Annotated in this window: 15 protein-coding genes and 1 pseudogene; 9 read left to right on the top strand and 7 right to left on the bottom strand. The window is 71.4% G+C overall.

Annotation, left to right across the window (positions count from 1 at the left end):
- Position 1 precedes the first annotated feature (1 nt).
- The 6 genes from IE226_RS19570 to IE226_RS19545 all read left to right on the top strand — a co-directional run bounded on the left by IE226_RS19570 (position 2) and on the right by IE226_RS19545 (position 8,531).
- Positions 2–1,147, top strand: a complete 1,146-nt coding sequence (locus IE226_RS19570) for a sensor histidine kinase (protein WP_190082583.1) — start codon at positions 2–4, stop codon at positions 1,145–1,147.
- 187 nt (positions 1,148–1,334) lie between these two features.
- Complete coding sequence (pheS, locus tag IE226_RS19565; protein WP_190082582.1) at positions 1,335–2,462, top strand: phenylalanine--tRNA ligase subunit alpha; 1,128 nt, start codon at positions 1,335–1,337, stop codon at positions 2,460–2,462.
- Positions 2,462–4,972, top strand: a complete 2,511-nt coding sequence (gene pheT, locus IE226_RS19560; protein ID WP_190082581.1) for a phenylalanine--tRNA ligase subunit beta — start codon at positions 2,462–2,464, stop codon at positions 4,970–4,972. Before pheS ends, pheT begins: the two co-directional genes overlap by 1 nt.
- Positions 4,973–5,185: 213 nt before the next feature.
- The gene (locus IE226_RS19555; protein WP_190082580.1) at positions 5,186–6,247 is read left to right on the top strand and encodes a PP2C family protein-serine/threonine phosphatase; all 1,062 of its coding nucleotides are present in this window, start codon (positions 5,186–5,188) and stop codon (positions 6,245–6,247) included.
- A gap of 267 nt (positions 6,248–6,514) precedes the next feature.
- Positions 6,515–7,864: a tetratricopeptide repeat protein gene (locus IE226_RS19550; RefSeq protein ID WP_190082579.1), complete on the top strand. Its 1,350-nt coding sequence runs from the start codon at positions 6,515–6,517 to the stop codon at positions 7,862–7,864.
- 124 nt (positions 7,865–7,988) lie between these two features.
- Complete coding sequence (locus IE226_RS19545) at positions 7,989–8,531, top strand: NUDIX hydrolase (RefSeq protein ID WP_190082578.1); 543 nt, start codon at positions 7,989–7,991, stop codon at positions 8,529–8,531.
- Here the strand turns inward: IE226_RS19545 and IE226_RS19540 are convergent.
- Together IE226_RS19540 and IE226_RS19535 are read right to left on the bottom strand one after the other, a co-directional pair.
- Complete coding sequence (locus tag IE226_RS19540) at positions 8,528–8,785, bottom strand: hypothetical protein (RefSeq protein ID WP_190082577.1); 258 nt, start codon at positions 8,783–8,785, stop codon at positions 8,528–8,530. The genes IE226_RS19545 and IE226_RS19540 overlap by 4 nt on opposite strands.
- A 199-nt stretch (positions 8,786–8,984) precedes the next feature.
- Entirely contained in the window at positions 8,985–9,845 is an 861-nt protein-coding gene (locus tag IE226_RS19535) for a 3-hydroxybutyryl-CoA dehydrogenase (RefSeq protein WP_190082576.1), read from the bottom strand.
- A gap of 178 nt (positions 9,846–10,023) precedes the next feature.
- On the opposite strand from IE226_RS19535, the gene IE226_RS19530 reads away from it, so the two are divergent.
- Positions 10,024–11,256, top strand: coding sequence for a glycoside hydrolase family 10-like protein (locus IE226_RS19530; RefSeq protein WP_190082575.1), 1,233 nt, complete (start codon positions 10,024–10,026; stop codon positions 11,254–11,256).
- A gap of 15 nt (positions 11,257–11,271) precedes the next feature.
- On the opposite strand, the gene IE226_RS19525 is transcribed toward IE226_RS19530, so the two are convergent.
- Complete coding sequence (locus tag IE226_RS19525; protein WP_190082574.1) at positions 11,272–11,466, bottom strand: DUF1918 domain-containing protein; 195 nt, start codon at positions 11,464–11,466, stop codon at positions 11,272–11,274.
- 91 nt (positions 11,467–11,557) lie between these two features.
- Positions 11,558–12,493, bottom strand: coding sequence for a DMT family transporter (locus IE226_RS19520; RefSeq protein ID WP_190082573.1), 936 nt, complete (start codon positions 12,491–12,493; stop codon positions 11,558–11,560).
- Here IE226_RS19520 and IE226_RS19515 point away from each other — a divergent pair.
- Positions 12,492–13,949 carry an aminotransferase-like domain-containing protein gene (locus IE226_RS19515; protein WP_190082572.1) on the top strand — a complete coding sequence of 486 codons (1,458 nt, stop codon included), beginning with the start codon at positions 12,492–12,494 and terminating at the stop codon, positions 13,947–13,949. The genes IE226_RS19520 and IE226_RS19515 overlap by 2 nt on opposite strands.
- Before the next feature lie 39 nt (positions 13,950–13,988).
- Positions 13,989–14,329, top strand: a pseudogene (locus IE226_RS44125) (GNAT family N-acetyltransferase).
- 32 nt (positions 14,330–14,361) lie between these two features.
- Here IE226_RS44125 and IE226_RS19505 read toward each other — a convergent pair.
- From IE226_RS19505 to IE226_RS19495, 3 genes are all read right to left on the bottom strand, one after another.
- Positions 14,362–14,856: a DUF6314 family protein gene (locus IE226_RS19505; RefSeq protein ID WP_190082570.1), complete on the bottom strand. Its 495-nt coding sequence runs from the start codon at positions 14,854–14,856 to the stop codon at positions 14,362–14,364.
- A 70-nt stretch (positions 14,857–14,926) separates the two neighbouring features.
- The gene (locus IE226_RS19500) at positions 14,927–15,919 is read right to left on the bottom strand and encodes an aldo/keto reductase (RefSeq protein ID WP_190082569.1); all 993 of its coding nucleotides are present in this window, start codon (positions 15,917–15,919) and stop codon (positions 14,927–14,929) included.
- A gap of 117 nt (positions 15,920–16,036) precedes the next feature.
- Complete coding sequence (locus IE226_RS19495; protein ID WP_190082568.1) at positions 16,037–16,510, bottom strand: VOC family protein; 474 nt, start codon at positions 16,508–16,510, stop codon at positions 16,037–16,039.
- Positions 16,511–16,703: the final 193 nt, after the last annotated feature.

The raw sequence follows: 16,703 nt of genomic DNA, 5'->3' as shown, positions 1-16,703 counted from the left end.
AATGAGCATCGGCACGAGCAGATCACCGGGAGTACGGGGTGTCCCGTCCACTCGCGCGGACCATGGCGCCCTCGGTGACCTCGGCGGCGGGCTCGGCATCCACCCGGACGATCTGCCCGACGGCTTCGTCGTCGCGGACGAGACCGGGCACGTCATCTGCTTCAACGCCGCTGCCGAGCGCATCACCGCGGTCCCCGCCGCCGAAGCCCTCGGCAGGCCGCTGGACCAGGCGCTCCCCTTAGAAGACCTCGAAGGCCGCCGCTGGTGGCGCCTCACCGATCCGTACGGCGGGCTCGCCACCCGCTTCGCCCAGCCCGAGCGCAATCTGCTGCTCCCCGGCGGACGCGAGGTCCTCGTCTCCGCGCGCTACGTGCGCACCGTGCCCACCGGACCCGTCCGCCGCGTCGTCGTCTCCCTCCGCGACACCGAGGCCCGCCGCCGCACCGAGCGCAGCCACGCGGAGCTGATCGCCACCGTCGCCCACGAGCTCCGCTCGCCCCTCACCTCCGTGAAGGGCTTCACGGCGACGCTGCTCGCCAAGTGGGAGCGCTTCACCGACGACCAGAAGAAGCTGATGCTGGAGACGGTGGACGCCGACGCCGACCGCGTCACACGGCTCATCGCCGAGCTTCTCGACATCTCCCGGATCGACTCCGGACGGCTCGAACTGCGCCGCCAGCCCGTCGACATCGGTGCCGCCGTCGGCCGCCACATCCAGGCCCATGTGGCCTCCGGCCAGGACGCGGACCGCTTCCTCGTGCGGATACAGCAGCCGATGCCCGATCTCTGGGCCGACCCCGACAAGATCGACCAGGTGCTCAGCAACCTGCTGGAAAATGCCGTGCGGCACGGCGAGGGAACCGTCACCATTGACGTGGCGCCCTCGGCGTCCCCGCGCGAGCGGGGCGGGGCCGAGACGGCCGTGACCGTGAGCGACGAGGGAGCCGGCATTCCGGAGGAATCGATGGGCCGTGTCTTCACCCGCTTCTGGCGGGGCAGCAAGCGCGGCGGGACGGGACTCGGCTTGTACATCGTGAAGGGCATCGTGGAAGCGCACGGCGGGACGATCGTCGTCGGCCGCGCGCCCGGTGGCGGCGCCCAGTTCCGATTTACGTTGCCCGTGGGCACTCCGGCGTATCTTCTCTGATCTTCCTGGTCTTCTCTGATCAGCTCTGATCACTCCTGATCCGCCCGAGCGCGGCCCGCGGGCTCATTCACCTGCGCCACCCCCGTTAGACTCGATCCTTGGCACGTTTGCGTCCCTGATCTGTGGACGATTCGTCTCCGAGTCGTAGACGGGGACCATCACCAGCCAACCGGAAGCACGGGAAGAGATGTCGGCACCGAACAAGTCGTACGACCCTGTTGAGGTCGAGGCACTGAAACCTGAAGAGATCGAGCGCATGCGGGACGAGGCGCTCGCCGCCTTCGCCGCCGCGGGCGACCTCGAACAGCTCCAGGAGGCCAAGGTCGCGCACACCGGCGGCACCTCGCCGCTGGCCCTCGCCAACCGCGAGATCGGCGCGCTGCCCCCGCAGGCCAAGGCCGAGGCCGGCAAGCGCGTCGGCATGGCGCGCGGCATGGTCAGCAAGGCGCTCGCCGCCCGCCAGACCGAACTCGAGGCCGAGCGCGACGCCCGGGTGCTCGTCGAGGAGGCAGTGGACGTCACGCTGCCGTACGACCGCGTCCCGGCCGGTGCACGGCATCCGCTGACCACGTTCATGGAGCGTGTCGCGGACGTCTTCGTCGCCATGGGCTACGAGATCGCGGAGGGCCCCGAGGTCGAGGCGGAGTGGTTCAACTTCGATGCCCTGAACTTCACCCCGGACCACCCGGCCCGGCAGATGCAGGACACCTTCTTCGTCCAGGGCCCCGAGGGCACCGATGGGGACGAGTCGGGTGTCGTGCTGCGCACGCACACCTCGCCGGTGCAGGCCCGCGCGATGCTCGACCGCGAGCCGCCCGTCTACATCGTCTGCCCCGGCCGCGTGTACCGCACGGACGAGCTGGACGCGACGCACACCCCGGTCTTCCACCAGATCGAGCTGCTCGCCGTGGACGAGGGCCTGACCATGGCCGACCTCAAGGGCACCCTCGACCACATGGTCCAGTCGCTCTTCGGCGCGGACATGAAGACGCGCCTGCGCCCGAACTACTTCCCGTTCACCGAGCCGTCCGCCGAGATGGACATGGTCTGCTACGTCTGCCGCGGCGAGTCCGTGGGCAACCCCGACCGCCCCTGCCGCACCTGCGGCAGCGAGGGCTGGATCGAGCTCGGTGGCTGCGGCATGGTCAACCCGAAGGTGCTCACCGCCTGCGGCGTCGACCCCCAGAAGTACAGCGGATTCGCCTTCGGGTTCGGCATCGAACGGATGCTGATGTTCCGCCACAACGTCGAAGACATGCGAGACATGGTCGAGGGTGACATCCGGTTCACCCGGCCGTTCGGGATGGAGATCTGATGCGGGTCCCGCTTTCCTGGCTGCGGGAGTACGTCGATCTCCCCGCCTCCGAGACCGGCCGTGACGTACAGGCCAAGCTGATCGAGGTCGGCCTCGAGGTCGAGACGGTCGAGCAGACGGGCGCCGGCCTCACCGGCCCGCTCGTCGTCGGCAAGGTCCTCACCATCGAGGAGCTGGAGGGCTTCAAGAAGCCCATCCGCTTCTGCACCGTCGACGTCGGCTCGGCCAACGGCACCGGCGAGCCGCAGGAGATCGTCTGCGGCGCACGTAACTTCGCCGTCGGCGACAAGGTCGTCGTCGTGCTGCCCGGCGCCGTCCTGCCCGGCGACTTCAAGATCGCCGCGCGCAAGACGTACGGCAAGACCTCGCACGGCATGATCTGCTCCGGCGACGAGCTGGGCATGGGCGACGACGGCAGCGGCGGCATCATCGTCCTGCCGCCCGAGCACGAGGCCGGTACCGACGCCATCAAGCTGCTCGAGCTGGTCGACGAGGTCCTGGACATCGCCGTCACGCCCGACCGCGGCTACGCGCTCTCGATGCGCGGCGTCGCCCGCGAGACCGCCATCGCCTACGGCCTGCCGCTGCGCGACCCCGCGCTCCTGGACGTGCCCGCGCCGAACGCCTCCGGCTACCCGGTCAAGATCTCCGACCCGATGGGCTGCGACCGCTTCACCGCGCGCACGGTCAACGGCCTGCGGCCCGAGGCCCGCTCGCCGATCTGGCTGCAGCGCCGCCTCCAGAAGGCGGGCATGCGCCCGATCTCGCTCGCCGTCGACGTCACGAACTACGTGATGCTGGAGCTCGGCCAGCCCCTGCACGCCTACGACCGCTCCCGCATCCAGGGCACGATCGGTGTCCGCCGCGCCGAGCAGGGCGAGAAGTTCACCACGCTCGACGGCGTCAAGCGCGTCCTGGACGCCGAGGACCTGGTCATCACCGACGACCGCGGCCCCATCGGCCTCGCGGGCGTCATGGGCGGCGCCAACACCGAGATCGCGGATCACGAAGAGGCGGCCGGCACCACCGACGTCGTCATCGAGGCCGCGCACTTCGACGCGATCTCCATCGCCCGCACGGCCCGGCGCCACAAGCTGCCCTCCGAGGCGGCCAAGCGCTTCGAGCGCGGCGTCGACCCGCAGGCCGCGTCCGCCGCCGCGCAGCGCACGGTCGATCTTCTCGTCCTGCTCGCGGCCGGTACGGCCGAGTCCGGGGTCACCGAGGTCATCGCGCCCTCCGCGCCGCACACGATCAGCATGCCCGCCGACCACCCGGACAAGGTCGCCGGCGTGACCTACGGCCGCGAGACCGTCGTGCGCCGCCTCCAGGAGGTCGGCTGCGACGTCTACGGCCAGGATGCCCTGACCGTCACCGTGCCGTCCTGGCGTCCCGACCTCGCCGAGCCGAACGACCTCGCCGAAGAGGTCATCCGCCTGGAGGGGTACGAGAACCTCCCCTCGACGCTGCCCAAGCCCCCCGCGGGCCGCGGCCTGACCGACCGGCAGCGCCTGCACCGTCGCATCGGCCGCGCCCTCGCCGGCAGCGGATTCGTCGAGGCGCCGAACTACCCGTTCATCGGCGAGCAGGTCTTCGACCAGCTGGGATTCGAGGCCGGCGACCCGGTGCGCCGGGTCGTGAAGCTGGTCAACCCGCTCTCCGACGAGGAGCCCGCTCTCCGTACGACGCTGCTGCCGGGCCTGCTCGGCGCGCTGCGCCGCAACGAAGGCCGCGGCAGCCACGACCTGGCCCTCTTCGAGACGGGCCTGGTCTTCAAGCCCCGCGAGGAGGCCAGGGTCGCGGTGCGTCTTCCCGTCGACCGCCGTCCCACGGCCGAGGAGATCGCCTCCCTGACCGAGGCGCTCCCCGTGCAGCCGCGGCACGCCGCCGTCGTTCTCGCGGGCGCCCGTGAGCAGGCCGGCTGGTGGGGCAAGGGCCGGCCCGCCGAGTGGGCGGACGCGATCGAGGCCGCGCGCGCCCTGGCCGCCGAGTCGGGCACCGAACTCCTCGTGCGCCAGGGGCAGTACGGCCCGTGGCACCCGGGCCGGTGCGCCGAGCTCGCCGTGGTGATCGACGGCGTCGAGCAGGTCATCGGGCACGCGGGGGAGCTGCACCCGCGGGTCGTCAAGGCGCTCGGTCTTCCCGCGCGTACCTGCGCGATGGAGCTGGACCTGGACCGGCTGGAGGCCGCGAGCGCGGGAGTCCCGCAGGGGCCGAAGATCTCCACCTTCCCGGTCGCCACGCAGGACGTCGCGCTCGTCGTCGACGGGGACGTCCCCGCCGCCGCCGTCGAGGACGTGCTGCGCGAGGGCGCGGGCCCGCTCCTCGAGTCCATCCGGCTGTTCGACGTCTTCACCGGCGAGCAGATCGGTGCGGGCAAGAAGTCCCTCGCGTACGCGCTGCGCTTCCGCGCGGCCGACCGCACGCTGACCGTCGACGAGGCCTCCGCGGCCCGTGACGCGGCCGTCGCCCTGGCGGCGGAGCGGACGGGCGCGGTGCTGCGCGGAGCTTAGTCACCGCCAGTAGTCGCCACCAGGCGCACAAGAGGCGCAAAGAAGGGCGTATCCGGGTCACCGGGTGCGCCCTTCACTCGTTTGAGTGACTAGTGCGCTCTCCCTGGCCTGATCGGGGCAGGCGGTCGACAGAATCAACCCGGCCGCGGGGGCAGTGATCTGCGCGGCCTGCGGGGCCAGCACGCTGTACCGGGCCTTAGGGGGGCCGTCGGCATGATCGGTATCAGAACTGGCGCTGTGGACCCGCCGCGGTTCCGGCGCGTCATCTCGCTCGGCCTTCCGGCCGCGTGGGGCGCGGCCGCCGTCACGTACAAATTCGTCTGCCCGCTCGCCCGGCAGGACACCCTCGAAGCACGGCTCATCACCAGTGCGGTCTTCCTCGCGGTCGGCTCCGGTCTGGTGCTGCATGTCCGGGGCGCGCTGCTGCGGGAGTTGCGTCAGCTCCGCGAGGTCGCGGGCGCCGCACAGAACGTCCTGCTGCGACCGCTGCCGCCCCGCGTCGACGGCCTCACGGTGGCGGCCGCACGGATCTCCGCGACGCGCGGTGCCTCGGTCGGCGGCGATCTGTACGAGGTGGCCGCCACGGAGCACGGCGTCCGCGTCGTCATGGGCGACGCGCGCGGACACGGCCTGACCGCGCTCGCCACGGCCGCCGCCGTGCTCGGCAGCTTCCGCGAGGCGGCCCACGAGGAGGCCGAACTGCCGCACGTACTGCGGAAATTGGAGCGCGCTCTGGGCCGGCACCTGCGGGAGCGGTCGCGGGCCGAGCATCCGGCGTACGGCGGCGTGGTCGCGGACAGTCCGCCGGCCGAGGAATTCGTCACCGTACTCCTGATGGAGATCGGCCCGGACGGCGGGATGACCGCGCTCAACTGCGGGCACCCCTGGCCGTACCGTCTGAGCGGGCGCGCCGAGCCGGTGGCCGACGGAGAGCCGCTGCCGCCCCTCGGCCCCTTCCCGCTCCCCGCCGAACTGCCCGTGACGCGGCTCGGGCCGCTGCTTCCGGGGGAGGCGCTCGTGCTGCACACGGACGGCATGGAGGACGCGCGGGACGCGGCCGGGCGGTTCTTCCCGCTCCAGACCGCGCTCACCGAAGCCGTGCGGGCCGCGCCGAACTCGCCGGGGGCCGTGATCCGCGCGGTGTACGACCGGCTCAGGCGCCATACCCGGCGGCTGCCCGCCGACGACGCCGCGCTGCTCGTCCTGCGCAACGACCGCCGCAGGGTGCCCCCGCAGCAGGGAGAGTCGGTGTGCCGGGAAAGCACCATGACGTGACGCTCCGTCAGCTTCCGCCGGCCGTGCGCCGCCCGTCCCCGCCCTGGAGCTGTCGGGCAGACGGCGGGCGGGCGGCGCCAGTGAGGACCGCCGTACTTTTCGAGGGGGAGCCGACGGCCCGGCCGGCCTCTGTGTGAGGAATCCCAGTCAAGCGTGACAGGAGTGGCGACGGCAGAGCACACACCCCCCGGATTCGCGCACTCCGTTCACACCCCGTGTGAAGTCACCTCTACTAGGCTGGCCACACCGAGTGACCGGAGGGCCTTCATGCAGCCCAATACCCTGCTCGACGCCATCCTCGACGAGGCGGGAATCTCCCACGCGGGCCTGGCCGCCCACGTCAATCAGGCAGGGAAGAGGCGCGGCCTCGCCCTGCGTTACGAACACACCGCCGTCTCCCGGTGGTTGAAGGGCCAGCGCCCGCGCGGTCAGGTGCCCGACCTGATCTGCGAGGTCCTCGCCGGGCGGTTGCAGCGCACCGTCACCCTGGACGACATCGGCCTCGGCGTGCCGGGCCTGCCGTCCGTGGGGATCAGCTCCATGGCCTCGACGCTCTCCGGATTCGTGGAGAGAGCCACGGCCCTGTGGCGCTCGGACGAACAGCAGCGCCCGCATCTCCTGGGCGCGCCCGCGGTCACGGGAACACCCGCGGTGATGCCGGTCTGGGAGTGGGAGAACCCGCCCGAGGACGTGGACGTCTCGCGCGGCGGCAGACACCAGGTGAGCACGGCCGACATCGACATGATGCGCGCGGCCCGCGCCCACTACGAGCAGATGTACCGCAAGACCGGCGGCATCGCGACCCGCACCCGCATCGTCGGCTTCCTCAACGCCGAGGCCGCGCCCCTGCTGCGCGGCAGCTACACCGACGAGACGGGACGCCAACTGCACAGATCCACCGGCGGGTTGGTGGCCATCGCGGGCATCTGCGCCTACGACTCGGACGCGCACGGCCTGGCCCAGCGCTACTTCCACCAGGCCCTGCGGCTCGCCAAGGCGAGCGGTGACCGGGGGCTCGGCGCCTATGTCATCGCGCTGCTCGTCAACCAGTCCCTGTTCATGCGCGAGTACCGCCAGGCGGTGGCCTTCGCGGAGGCGGCGCTGCGCTCCGCGGGACGCGATCTCACCCCGGCCCTCGCCTCCGACCTCTACGCGATGCAGGCGAAGTCGTACGCACACCTGGGCGACGGCAGCAGCGCGCTGTCCTGCATCCGGCGTGCGGAGGCCGCCGCGGAACGCATCAGGCGCGGCCGCGAGCCGGACGAGACCGGCTATGTCCAGCCCGGACTCGTCAACGTACAAGTGGCGGAGGCCCTGCTGAGCCTGGGTGACCTCTCGGGGGCGTACGAGCACGCGGCCGCAGCCGTGGACACTCCGGCTCACGACCGGGGCAGGGTCCATCGGCTCGCCATGCTCAGCCAGATCGAACTGCGTCAGGGCAACACCGACGAGGCGGTCGCCACGGCGGTGGAAATGGCGGAGCAGGCGCGGGGGATGGAGTCCCAACGGCTGCGCGACCGGCTGCGGGCCGTGCGCGAACACCTGGTGCGCAGCGACTGCGCGGGCACGGCCGAGGCGGCCGAACTCATCGACGGAGCGCTGCGCGTACCGCTGTGATGCGCACCCTGCGTACGCCGGTGACGACACTCGGCGAGCCCTGAACCGCGGCGTCGTTCACACGCTGCTCTGACCATCCGCCTGCTGCGATATTGCCATCTACTCGGCGGAAGGTGGCAGAACCGTGCAGTGGACGAAACAAAGCGAACAAACTGTGTATGGAAATCGATGGTTCTCGGTCAATCTGGCAGATGTCGAATTGCCCGACGGCCGGCACCTCGATCACTTCCTGATACGGCTGCGGCCTGTCGCCGTGGCCACCGCCGTCAACGGGGCCAACGAGGTGCTCCTGCTGTGGCGGCACCGCTTCATCACCGACAGCTGGGGCTGGGAACTCGCCGCGGGGGTCGTCGAGGACGGGGAGGACATCGCCTACGCGGCCGCCCGGGAAATGGAGGAAGAGACCGGCTGGCGGCCGGGCCCGTTACGACACCTGATGAGTGTCGAGCCGTCCAATGGGCTCACCGACGCGAGGCACCACATCTACTGGTCGGATGAGTGCACCTACATCGGTCATCCCGAAGACGACTTCGAGTCCGACCGCCGTGAGTGGGTCCCTTTGAAACTCGTCCCCGACATGGTGGCGCGCGGGGAAGTACCGGCCGCCAACATGGCGGCGGCGCTCCTGCTCCTGCACCATCTGCGTCTTGGTCAGGACGCGCACTAATGGCCGATGGCCTGCCAAATCGCCACGGCGAGCGCACCGACCGCCGTGATGGCGAGAAGGGCGGGCAGCGGCCAGCGTGTGTGCTCGAGTGCGGCGATCCTTGAGGTCAGTTCGTCCTGATTCTTGACGCTCTGCTCGTCGTGCTGGGTGAGCAACGCCAGCTGTCCGTCGACGCGGGCAAGACCCACGTCCAAGCTTCGGCGTAACTCCGCGAGTTCTTCCGGGACCACGCGAGGTTCGGGGTCGGCGGTCACAAGTCCGTTCCTTTCCGTAGCTGTCGATCCCCCTGATGCGCACAGAAAGTCAACTCCCCTGGTGGCCAGGGCGGGAGAGTGTGCGACAGGCATATGCGAGCCCGGAGTGCACACGGTGTGTGAACGCCGCGGGCCCGGCACTCGATCGAGTGCCGGGCCCGCGTGCGGTGCGAAGTACCGGATACCGGTGTGAGCGGTGTCAGGCGTACGGGTAGAAGCCCGAGCCGGTCTTGCGGCCGAGCCTGCCCGCGTCCACCATCCGCTGCAACAACGGCGGAGCGGCGTACAGCGGCTCCTTGTACTCGGCGTACATGCTGTCCGCCACCGAGGCGACGGTGTCGAGGCCGATCAGATCGGCGAGCTTGAGCGGGCCCATCGGGTGGGCGCAGCCGAGCTCCATGCCGTTGTCGATGTCCTCGCGGCTCGCGATGCCCGACTCGAACATCCGGATCGCGGAGAGCAGGTACGGGATGAGCAGGGCGTTGACCACGAAGCCCGAGCGGTCCTGGGCGCGGATCGCGTGCTTGCCGAGCACCTTCTCGACCATGGTCTGCGCGCGGCTGATCGTGCCCTCGGACGTCGTGAGCGCGGGGATCAGCTCGACGAGCTGCTGGACCGGGGCCGGGTTGAAGAAGTGGATGCCGATGACCGCGTCGGGGCGGGACGTCGCGACGGCCAGCTTCACCAGCGGGATCGACGAGGTGTTGGAGGCCAGGATCGCGTCCTGGCGCGTCACCACCTGGTCGAGCACCTGGAAGATCTCGGTCTTGACCGCCTCGTTCTCGACGACCGCCTCGATCACGAGGTCACGGTCGGAGAACTCCCCGAGGTCGGTCGTGAAACTGAGGCGGGCGAGCGTCTCGTCGCGCTCCTCCTCCGTGATCTTGCCGCGTTCGGCGGCCTTGGAGAGGGAGTTGTAGAGGCGGGTGCGGCCGATCTCCAGGGCCTCGCCGGTGGTCTCCGCGACCTTCACGTCGAGTCCGGAGCGGGCGCAGACCTCCGCGATCCCGGCGCCCATCTGGCCGCAGCCCACTACTCCGACGCGTGCGATGTCGGGCATAGAGTCGGTCACCTCGTGCCTTTCGCTGATCAACGGGCGGGCAGTCTCCGTACGGTTTCGGCGTCTGCCCCGGCGGTGAACGTTACTCCCGAACCTCCCGTGCTCGAGGTGCCGGGTCGGGCATGCTGTCACCTACACACTGCGGTTCTGGCGGAGTAGCGGCCCAGGGGGCGAGCGGATGAGGCGTATGTCACGCCGAGGGTTCACGATTGCGGCGGCTGCGATGGTGGCCGGTCTCACAGCGGCGGGGGACGCGGCTGCCGTCCCCGGGCGGGCGCCCTCGCGCCGCGAGCTGCGGGGCATGTGGCTTGCGACCGTCGCCAACCGCGACTGGCCCTCGAAGCCCGGCCTGACGCCGGCCCAGCAGCGGGCCGAGCTGATCGGCCATCTCGACACGGCCGTGCGGCGCAGGCTGAACGCCGTGATCTTCCAAGTGCGCCCCACCGCCGACGCGTTGTGGCCCTCGCCCTTCGAGCCGTGGGCGGAGTGCCTCACCGGTGTGCAGGGCAAGCACCCCGGCTGGGACCCCCTGGGCACCGCCGTGGCCGAGGCGCACCGCAGGGGGCTTGAGCTGCACGCCTGGTTCAACCCCTTCCGTATCGCCAACCACACGGACCCCTCGCGCCTGGTCCCCACGCACCCGGCGCGGCTGCACCCCGACTGGGTCGTGCCGTACGGCGGGAAGCTCTACTACAACCCCGGCCTGCCCGAGGTGCGGCGGTTTGTGCAGGACGCGATGCTCGACGCCGTGCGGCACTACGCCATCGACGCCGTGCACTGGGACGACTACTTCTACCCCTATCCCGTCGCCGGGCAGGTCTTCGACGACGACGACGCCTTCGCGCGCTACGGCGGCGGTTTTCCGGACCGGGCCGCCTGGCGGCGCGACAACATCGACCGTCTGGTGCGCGAGATGGCGGGGCGGATCAGAAAGGTCCGCAAGCACGTGCAGTTCGGGATCAGCCCGTTCGGGGTCTGGCGCAACGCCTCGACCGACCCGCTCGGCTCGGACACGCGGGCGGGCGTGCAGACCTACGACGATCTGCACGCCGACACCCGAGGCTGGGTCAAGAAGGGCTGGCTGGACTACATCTGCCCGCAGCTCTACTGGAACATCGGCTTCACCGTCGCGGACTACGGCAAGCTGCTGCCCTGGTGGGCCGACACGGTCGAGGGGACGGACGTGCGGCTCTACGTGGGGGAGGCCCTCTACAAGGCCGGCGACCCCGCGCAGCCCGCGGCCTGGCAGGACCCGGCCGAACTCTCCCGCCACCTCACCTACGCCAAGGGCTTCCCGCAGGCCCGCGGACATGTGTACTTCTCGGCCAAGGAAGTGGGCGTGGACAAGATCGGCGCCATGGCGCGCGTGGTCGCCGACCATTACCGGAAGTCGGCCAAGCCGCCCCGCTGAATCTCCCGCCGGGAGCTACGAGGCCGGGTCCTGATGACGTACGACGGTGTCGGGGCCCGGTGACAACAGCGTCTCGTGGCCGTCCTCGAAGCGGACGCGGAACGGCGGGCCGCCGTTCGCGCCGAGCACCTCGACGACCTCCGCGATCCGGTCGTGCTGCCCGACGGTCCTGCCGTGCAGCACCAACTCGTCGCCTACGGTTGCACGCATCTGGAGCGACCTCCTCGTCCCACCCTGCGGTTGCTTTCCGTGGCGGCAAGTGTACGTCCGGTGGCGTCAGCTGGGGCCGGGCCGTCGGCTGCTAGCCGCGCGCCCGTTGGGTGACCGCGATGCACACGAGGACGGCCGCTGCCGTCAGCGGTGCGGCGGGTGTGAGGTGCTCGCCGAGCAGGAACACCGACCAGACGAGCGTCAGCAGCGGCTGCGCGAGCTGGAGCTGGCTGGCCTTGGGGACGCCGATCGCCGCCATGCCGCGGTACCAGACGACGAGGCCCAGGAACTGCGAGCCGAGGGCGGCGTAGAGCAGCCCCGCGCTGCTGTGCCCGGTGAGCCGGAAGGGCTCGTACTGCAGGGCGATGACAGCCCCGGCCAGGGCGAGCGGCAGGCACAGGATCAGCGCCCAGCCGATGACCTGCCAGCCCGGCATCTCGCGGGCCAGACGCCCGCCCTCCGTATAGCCGGCCGCGCAGATCAGGAGCGAGGCGAAGAGGTAGAGGTCGGCGGTCGACAGGGCGCCGCCGCTCTGCTGGACGGTGAACGCGATCACGGCGGCCGCGCCCGCCAGAGCCGCCGCCCAGAAGGTCCGCGAAGGTCTGGCCCCGGTGCGCAGCGCCGAGAACACGGCGGTCGTCAGCGGGAGCAGGCCGACGACCACGGCCGCGTGGGCGGTGGTGGAGGTCTGCAGGGCGAGCGTGGTGAGCAGCGGGAAGCCGACGACGACTCCGGCACCGACGACCGCGAGCCCGCCCCAGTGGCGGCGCGCTGGCAGCGGAACGCGCAGGGCGAGCAGTGCGCCGCCCGCGACGATCGCGCTCAGGACGCCGCGCAGGGCCACGAACGACCAGGGGCCGATGCCCTCGAGGCCCCAGGCCGTGGCGGGAAAGGTGAGCGAGAAGGCGGTGACGCCGAGCGCGGCCATGACGGTGCCTGCGCGGCGGGAGCCGGGCCGGGGGCCTGCGGCCGGGGGAGCGGTGACTGCTATCCGACTGGGGAGAGTAGCGCTATCCTGTGCTGTCATGCATGAGAGTAGCAGTGTCGCCGAGCTGGCAAACAGGCTGCGGGGTGAGCTTGACCGCTACTCGCCTGGTGGAAAGCTGCCGTCCAGTCGGGCGCTGGTCGACCGGTTCCGGGTGAGCCCGGTGACCGTGTCGCGCGCCCTGGGGCAGCTGGCCGCGGAGGGCCTGGTCGTCACGCGCCCCGGCGCCGGCGTCTTCCGCGCGGAGCCGCAGACCGCCGCCGCGCCCGCGGGCGACACCTCGTGGCAGGAGGTGTCGCTGAGCGCGGACACGGCGACGGAACTGGTGCCGCGCGCGGTCGACGCCTCGGGGGTCCTCGCCACGCTCGCGGCGCCGCCGCCCGGCGTCATCGAGTTCAACGGCGGCTATCTGCATCCCTCGCTCCAGCCCGAGCGCGCGATGGCGGCGGCCCTCGCCCGGGCGGGACGGCGGCCCGGCGCCTGGGGGAGGCCGCCGATGGACGGGCTTCCCGAGCTGCGGGAGTGGTTCGCGCGGGGTATCGGCGGCGCGATCACGGCCGCCGAGGTGCTGATCACAGCGGGCGGCCAGAGCGCGCTGACCACGGCACTGCGCGCGCTCGCCCCGCCGGGAACGCCGGTTCTGGTGGAGTCCCCGACGTATCCCGGCATGCTGGCGATCGCCCGCGCGGCGGGGTTGCGGCCGGTTCCGGTGCCGGTGGACGTGGACGGCGTACGTCCCCAACTCCTCGCCGCGGCGTTCAAGGCCACGGGGGCGCGGGTGTTCGTCTGCCAGCCGCTGTTCCAGAATCCGACGGGGGCGGTCCTTTCCGCGGCCCGCCGCCCCGAGGTGCTGCGCATCGCCCGTGAGGCCGGGGCCTTCGTCGTCGAGGACGACTTCGTGCGCCGCCTGGTCCACGAGGACGCGGGTCCGCTGCCCCGGCCCCTGCAGTCCGAGGACCCCGACGGAGTCGTCGTACACGTCTGCTCGCTCACCAAGGCCACGTCACCGAGCTTCAGGGTGAGCGCGCTCGCGGCCCGCGGCCCGGTCCTCGAGCGGCTGCGCGCCATCCAGATCGTCGATCACTTCTTCGTGCCGCGACCGCTCCAGGAGGCGGCACTCGAACTGGTCGGGTCCCCGGCCTGGCCGCGTCATCTGCGCCAGGTGGCGGGCGAGTTGAAGGACCGCAGGGACGCGATGGCGGCGGCCCTGCGCCTGCGGCTCCCCGAACTCGGCCTGCCGCACGTCCCCGCGGGCGGTTACCTCCTGTGGCTGCGCCTGCCCGACGGCACGAACGAGGCGGACCTGGTGGGCGCGGCCCTGCGCGCGGGTGTCGCGGTGGCCCCCGGCCGCCCGTACTTCGCGGCCGAACCCACGGCGGCGTACCTGCGCTTGAGCTTCGCCTCGGTCGCGGGCGCGACGGAGATCACCGAGGGGGTACGCAGACTGCGGGCGGCTTGTGACGAGGTGTGGGGGTCCTCCGGGCGGGGGGCCGGCTGAGGCCGCGCCGGAGGACCCCCCACAGCTGCGCCCGGTGAAATCCGTTCGACGGTCCTGCGGGCGGCTGCCAGCGTCCATCAGTGGCTCTCCACCGACGCGTACTGGGCGATGGGGCGGACCCGTGAGAAGCAGGACCGGGCGATCGCCGGGTCGCTCAACTTCGGTGTGTACCAAGCCGCTTCCGGTGTCGCGTACGCCCGGGTGGTGACCGACCATGCGACCTTCGCCTGGCTCTGCGACGTGTACGTCGACCGGACCACCTGGAGCCGGGCGGTCTGGGGCGGATTCTGCTGGGTACGGCCGATGCGCACGGGGTGTACGAGAAGATCGGGTTCCGCGTTCTCGACGACCCGTCGAAGTGGATGGCGCCCATCCGGTAGCTCCGCGGCGACGCACGCGCGCACTCCCGGCGTCACGCGGATCGAGTGTACGCCGTCGTCAGGATCAAGTCCTTCGCGGGTCCCGCCACCCGCCACCGCATACGCCAGCGCTCCTCGTCGTACACCTCGAACTCGCCGCGGTAGAGGTCGAGCGCGCAGGGGTGGTCGGCGGTGTGCCTGCCGGTGCGCAGGTCCAGGTCGTGGAAGGGGCGCCCGTCGGCGAAGGTGACCCGGGCGGTGCCGGGCTCCTCGCCGGGCAGGAAGCGCAGGGTGCGTTCGGCGGGGCGCGCGGTGCCGCGCCAGACGAACGTGCCGGACTCGTGGTGCAGCAGTCCGCCGCCGGGTTCGTCGTCGAGCCGCGTGAACACCGTCGTCCCCGTGAAGCGACCCTCCGCGTTCCCGGCCAGGTCCCGTGCGGTGCGGTCCACGGCCCACTTCCCGGCCAGATACGCCAGTACGTCGGGCACCGAGTGGTACGCGTCGCTCACCGCGGCGGGCGCGTCGGCGGGCTCATCCGGAAAGGGCATGCCCGCAGGTTACGTCCCCGCCCGCCGCCGCCACTCGTCGGCTGGTCGGGGGCCCGGCGACTACTCGTGGCTACTCGTCGATGAGGCCCAGATGCCCCTTGTCGTAGCGCGTCCCCGCGACCGCGCCGGCAGGGGCCACCGCGTCGATCGCCGCCAGTTCGTCCACGGAGAGTTCCACGGCGAGCGCGCCCAGATTCTCCGTGAGGTACTTCTCCCGGCGCGTCCCCGGAATCGGCACCACGTCCTCGCCCCGGTGCTGCACCCAGGCCAGGGCGAGCTGGCCCGCGGTGACCCCCTTCTCGGCGGCGAGCGCGTCGAGGGCGGTCACGACGGCCAGGTTCCGTTCGAGATTCCCGTCGGCGAACCGCGGCTGCCCGCGCCGCATGTCACCTTCCCCGAGGCTGTCGAGCGAGGTGTAGCGCCCGGTCAGGAAACCGCGTCCGAGCGGCGAGAACGGCACGATGCCGATGCCGAGCTCCCGGCAGACCGGCGCGATCTCCGCCTCCAGGTCCCGCGTCCACAGCGACCACTCGCTTTCGAGGGCGGCGATCGGATGCTCCGCGTGCGCCCGCCGGATCGTCCGCGCGCTCGCCTCGGAGAGTCCGAGGTGGCCCACCTTCCCGGCCTCGACGAGTTCGGCCATCGCGCCGACGGTCTCCTCGATCGGCACGCTCCGGTCGACACGGTGCAGGTAGTACAGGTCGATGCGGTCGATGCCCAGACGCCGCAGCGATGCCTCGCACGCCTGTCGTACGTAGGACGCGTCGCCCCTGATCCGGGGCGGTTCGTCGGGTCGGTTGGCGAAGCCGAATTTCGTGGCGACGACGGCCTGCTCGCGCCGCCCGGCTTTCAGCGCCCGGCCGATCAGCTCTTCGTTGTGGCCGTCGCCGTAGACGTCGGAGGTGTCGAGCAGGCTGACGCCGAGATCGAGGGCACGGTGGATCGTCGCGATCGACTGCGCGTCGTCCGCGGCGCCGTACGCGTCGCGGCTCATCCCCATGCAGCCGAGCCCTTGAGCGGAGACGCTCAGCGCACCGAGGCGGCGCGTGGGGATGCCGGTCATGGCGTTACCTCCGGTGGAGCCGGGGCCCTGCCCGGGCGGGCGGACGGCTCCAACCCTAGGAGGTTGAATCGAGACCAAGTCAAGTCATACGGGCGGGAGTTCGGCGTCCACTGGCGGCTACTTCCGGTCCGCCGCCGCGTACAGCGCCGCCACGTCGATCTTCTTCATCCCGAGCATGGCCGCCATCGCGCGCTGGGCCCGCCCCTGGTCCGGGTCGGACGTGAGCGTGCCGAGGGCGGCGGGAACGACCTGCCAGGACAGTCCGAACCTGTCCTTGACCCAGCCGCACGGGCCTTCCTCGCCGCCCTCGGAGAGCTTCGCCCAGTAGTGGTCGACCTCTGCCTGGTCGGCGCAGTCGATCGCGAGGGAGACCGCCTCGTTGAAGGTGAACTGGGGGCCGCCGTTGAGCGCGCGGTACGGCTGTCCGTCGAGCTCGAACTCGACGGTCATGACGGTTCCGGCGGGCCGCGGCCCGGCTTCGCCGTAGTGGGCGACGCTTGTGATCTTCGAGTTCGGGAAGATCGATACGTAGAACTGCGCGGCGTCCTCGCCCTGCGTGTCGAACCAGAGGTTGGGCGTGATGCGGGGCATGGCTCTCTCCTGTCGTCGCTTCGGCTGAGTGCGGGTCCGGCCAGTGCCGGCCGGGTGCGGGTCTGCCTGTACAGACCCTCGCCGCCGCGGAAACTCATCGCTGCCGGGTGACTCCGTCGCTACCGGATGACCCCGGCTTTCGTTGCATAAAACTGCGGCGATGCGTATAGTCATGCTCTCCGAGGAGGAGGGT

The organism is Streptomyces longisporoflavus, from assembly GCF_014649775.1.
Taxonomy (GTDB): domain Bacteria; phylum Actinomycetota; class Actinomycetes; order Streptomycetales; family Streptomycetaceae; genus Streptomyces; species Streptomyces longisporoflavus.
This window is presented reverse-complemented; position numbering and strand designations above follow the sequence as displayed.

Coding starts and splice junctions, on each gene's coding strand:
- IE226_RS19570 (WP_190082583.1), top strand. CDS start 2: ATGAGCATCGGCACGAGCAGATCACCGGGAGTACGGGGTGTCCCGTCC.
- pheS (WP_190082582.1), top strand. CDS start 1,335: ATGTCGGCACCGAACAAGTCGTACGACCCTGTTGAGGTCGAGGCACTG.
- pheT (WP_190082581.1), top strand. CDS start 2,462: ATGCGGGTCCCGCTTTCCTGGCTGCGGGAGTACGTCGATCTCCCCGCC.
- IE226_RS19555 (WP_190082580.1), top strand. CDS start 5,186: ATGATCGGTATCAGAACTGGCGCTGTGGACCCGCCGCGGTTCCGGCGC.
- IE226_RS19550 (WP_190082579.1), top strand. CDS start 6,515: ATGCAGCCCAATACCCTGCTCGACGCCATCCTCGACGAGGCGGGAATC.
- IE226_RS19535 (WP_190082576.1), bottom strand. CDS start 9,845: ATGCCCGACATCGCACGCGTCGGAGTAGTGGGCTGCGGCCAGATGGGC.
- IE226_RS19530 (WP_190082575.1), top strand. CDS start 10,024: ATGAGGCGTATGTCACGCCGAGGGTTCACGATTGCGGCGGCTGCGATG.
- IE226_RS19525 (WP_190082574.1), bottom strand. CDS start 11,466: ATGCGTGCAACCGTAGGCGACGAGTTGGTGCTGCACGGCAGGACCGTC.
- IE226_RS19515 (WP_190082572.1), top strand. CDS start 12,492: ATGCATGAGAGTAGCAGTGTCGCCGAGCTGGCAAACAGGCTGCGGGGT.
- IE226_RS19520 (WP_190082573.1), bottom strand. CDS start 12,493: ATGACAGCACAGGATAGCGCTACTCTCCCCAGTCGGATAGCAGTCACC.
- IE226_RS19505 (WP_190082570.1), bottom strand. CDS start 14,856: ATGCCCTTTCCGGATGAGCCCGCCGACGCGCCCGCCGCGGTGAGCGAC.
- IE226_RS19500 (WP_190082569.1), bottom strand. CDS start 15,919: ATGACCGGCATCCCCACGCGCCGCCTCGGTGCGCTGAGCGTCTCCGCT.
- IE226_RS19495 (WP_190082568.1), bottom strand. CDS start 16,510: ATGCCCCGCATCACGCCCAACCTCTGGTTCGACACGCAGGGCGAGGAC.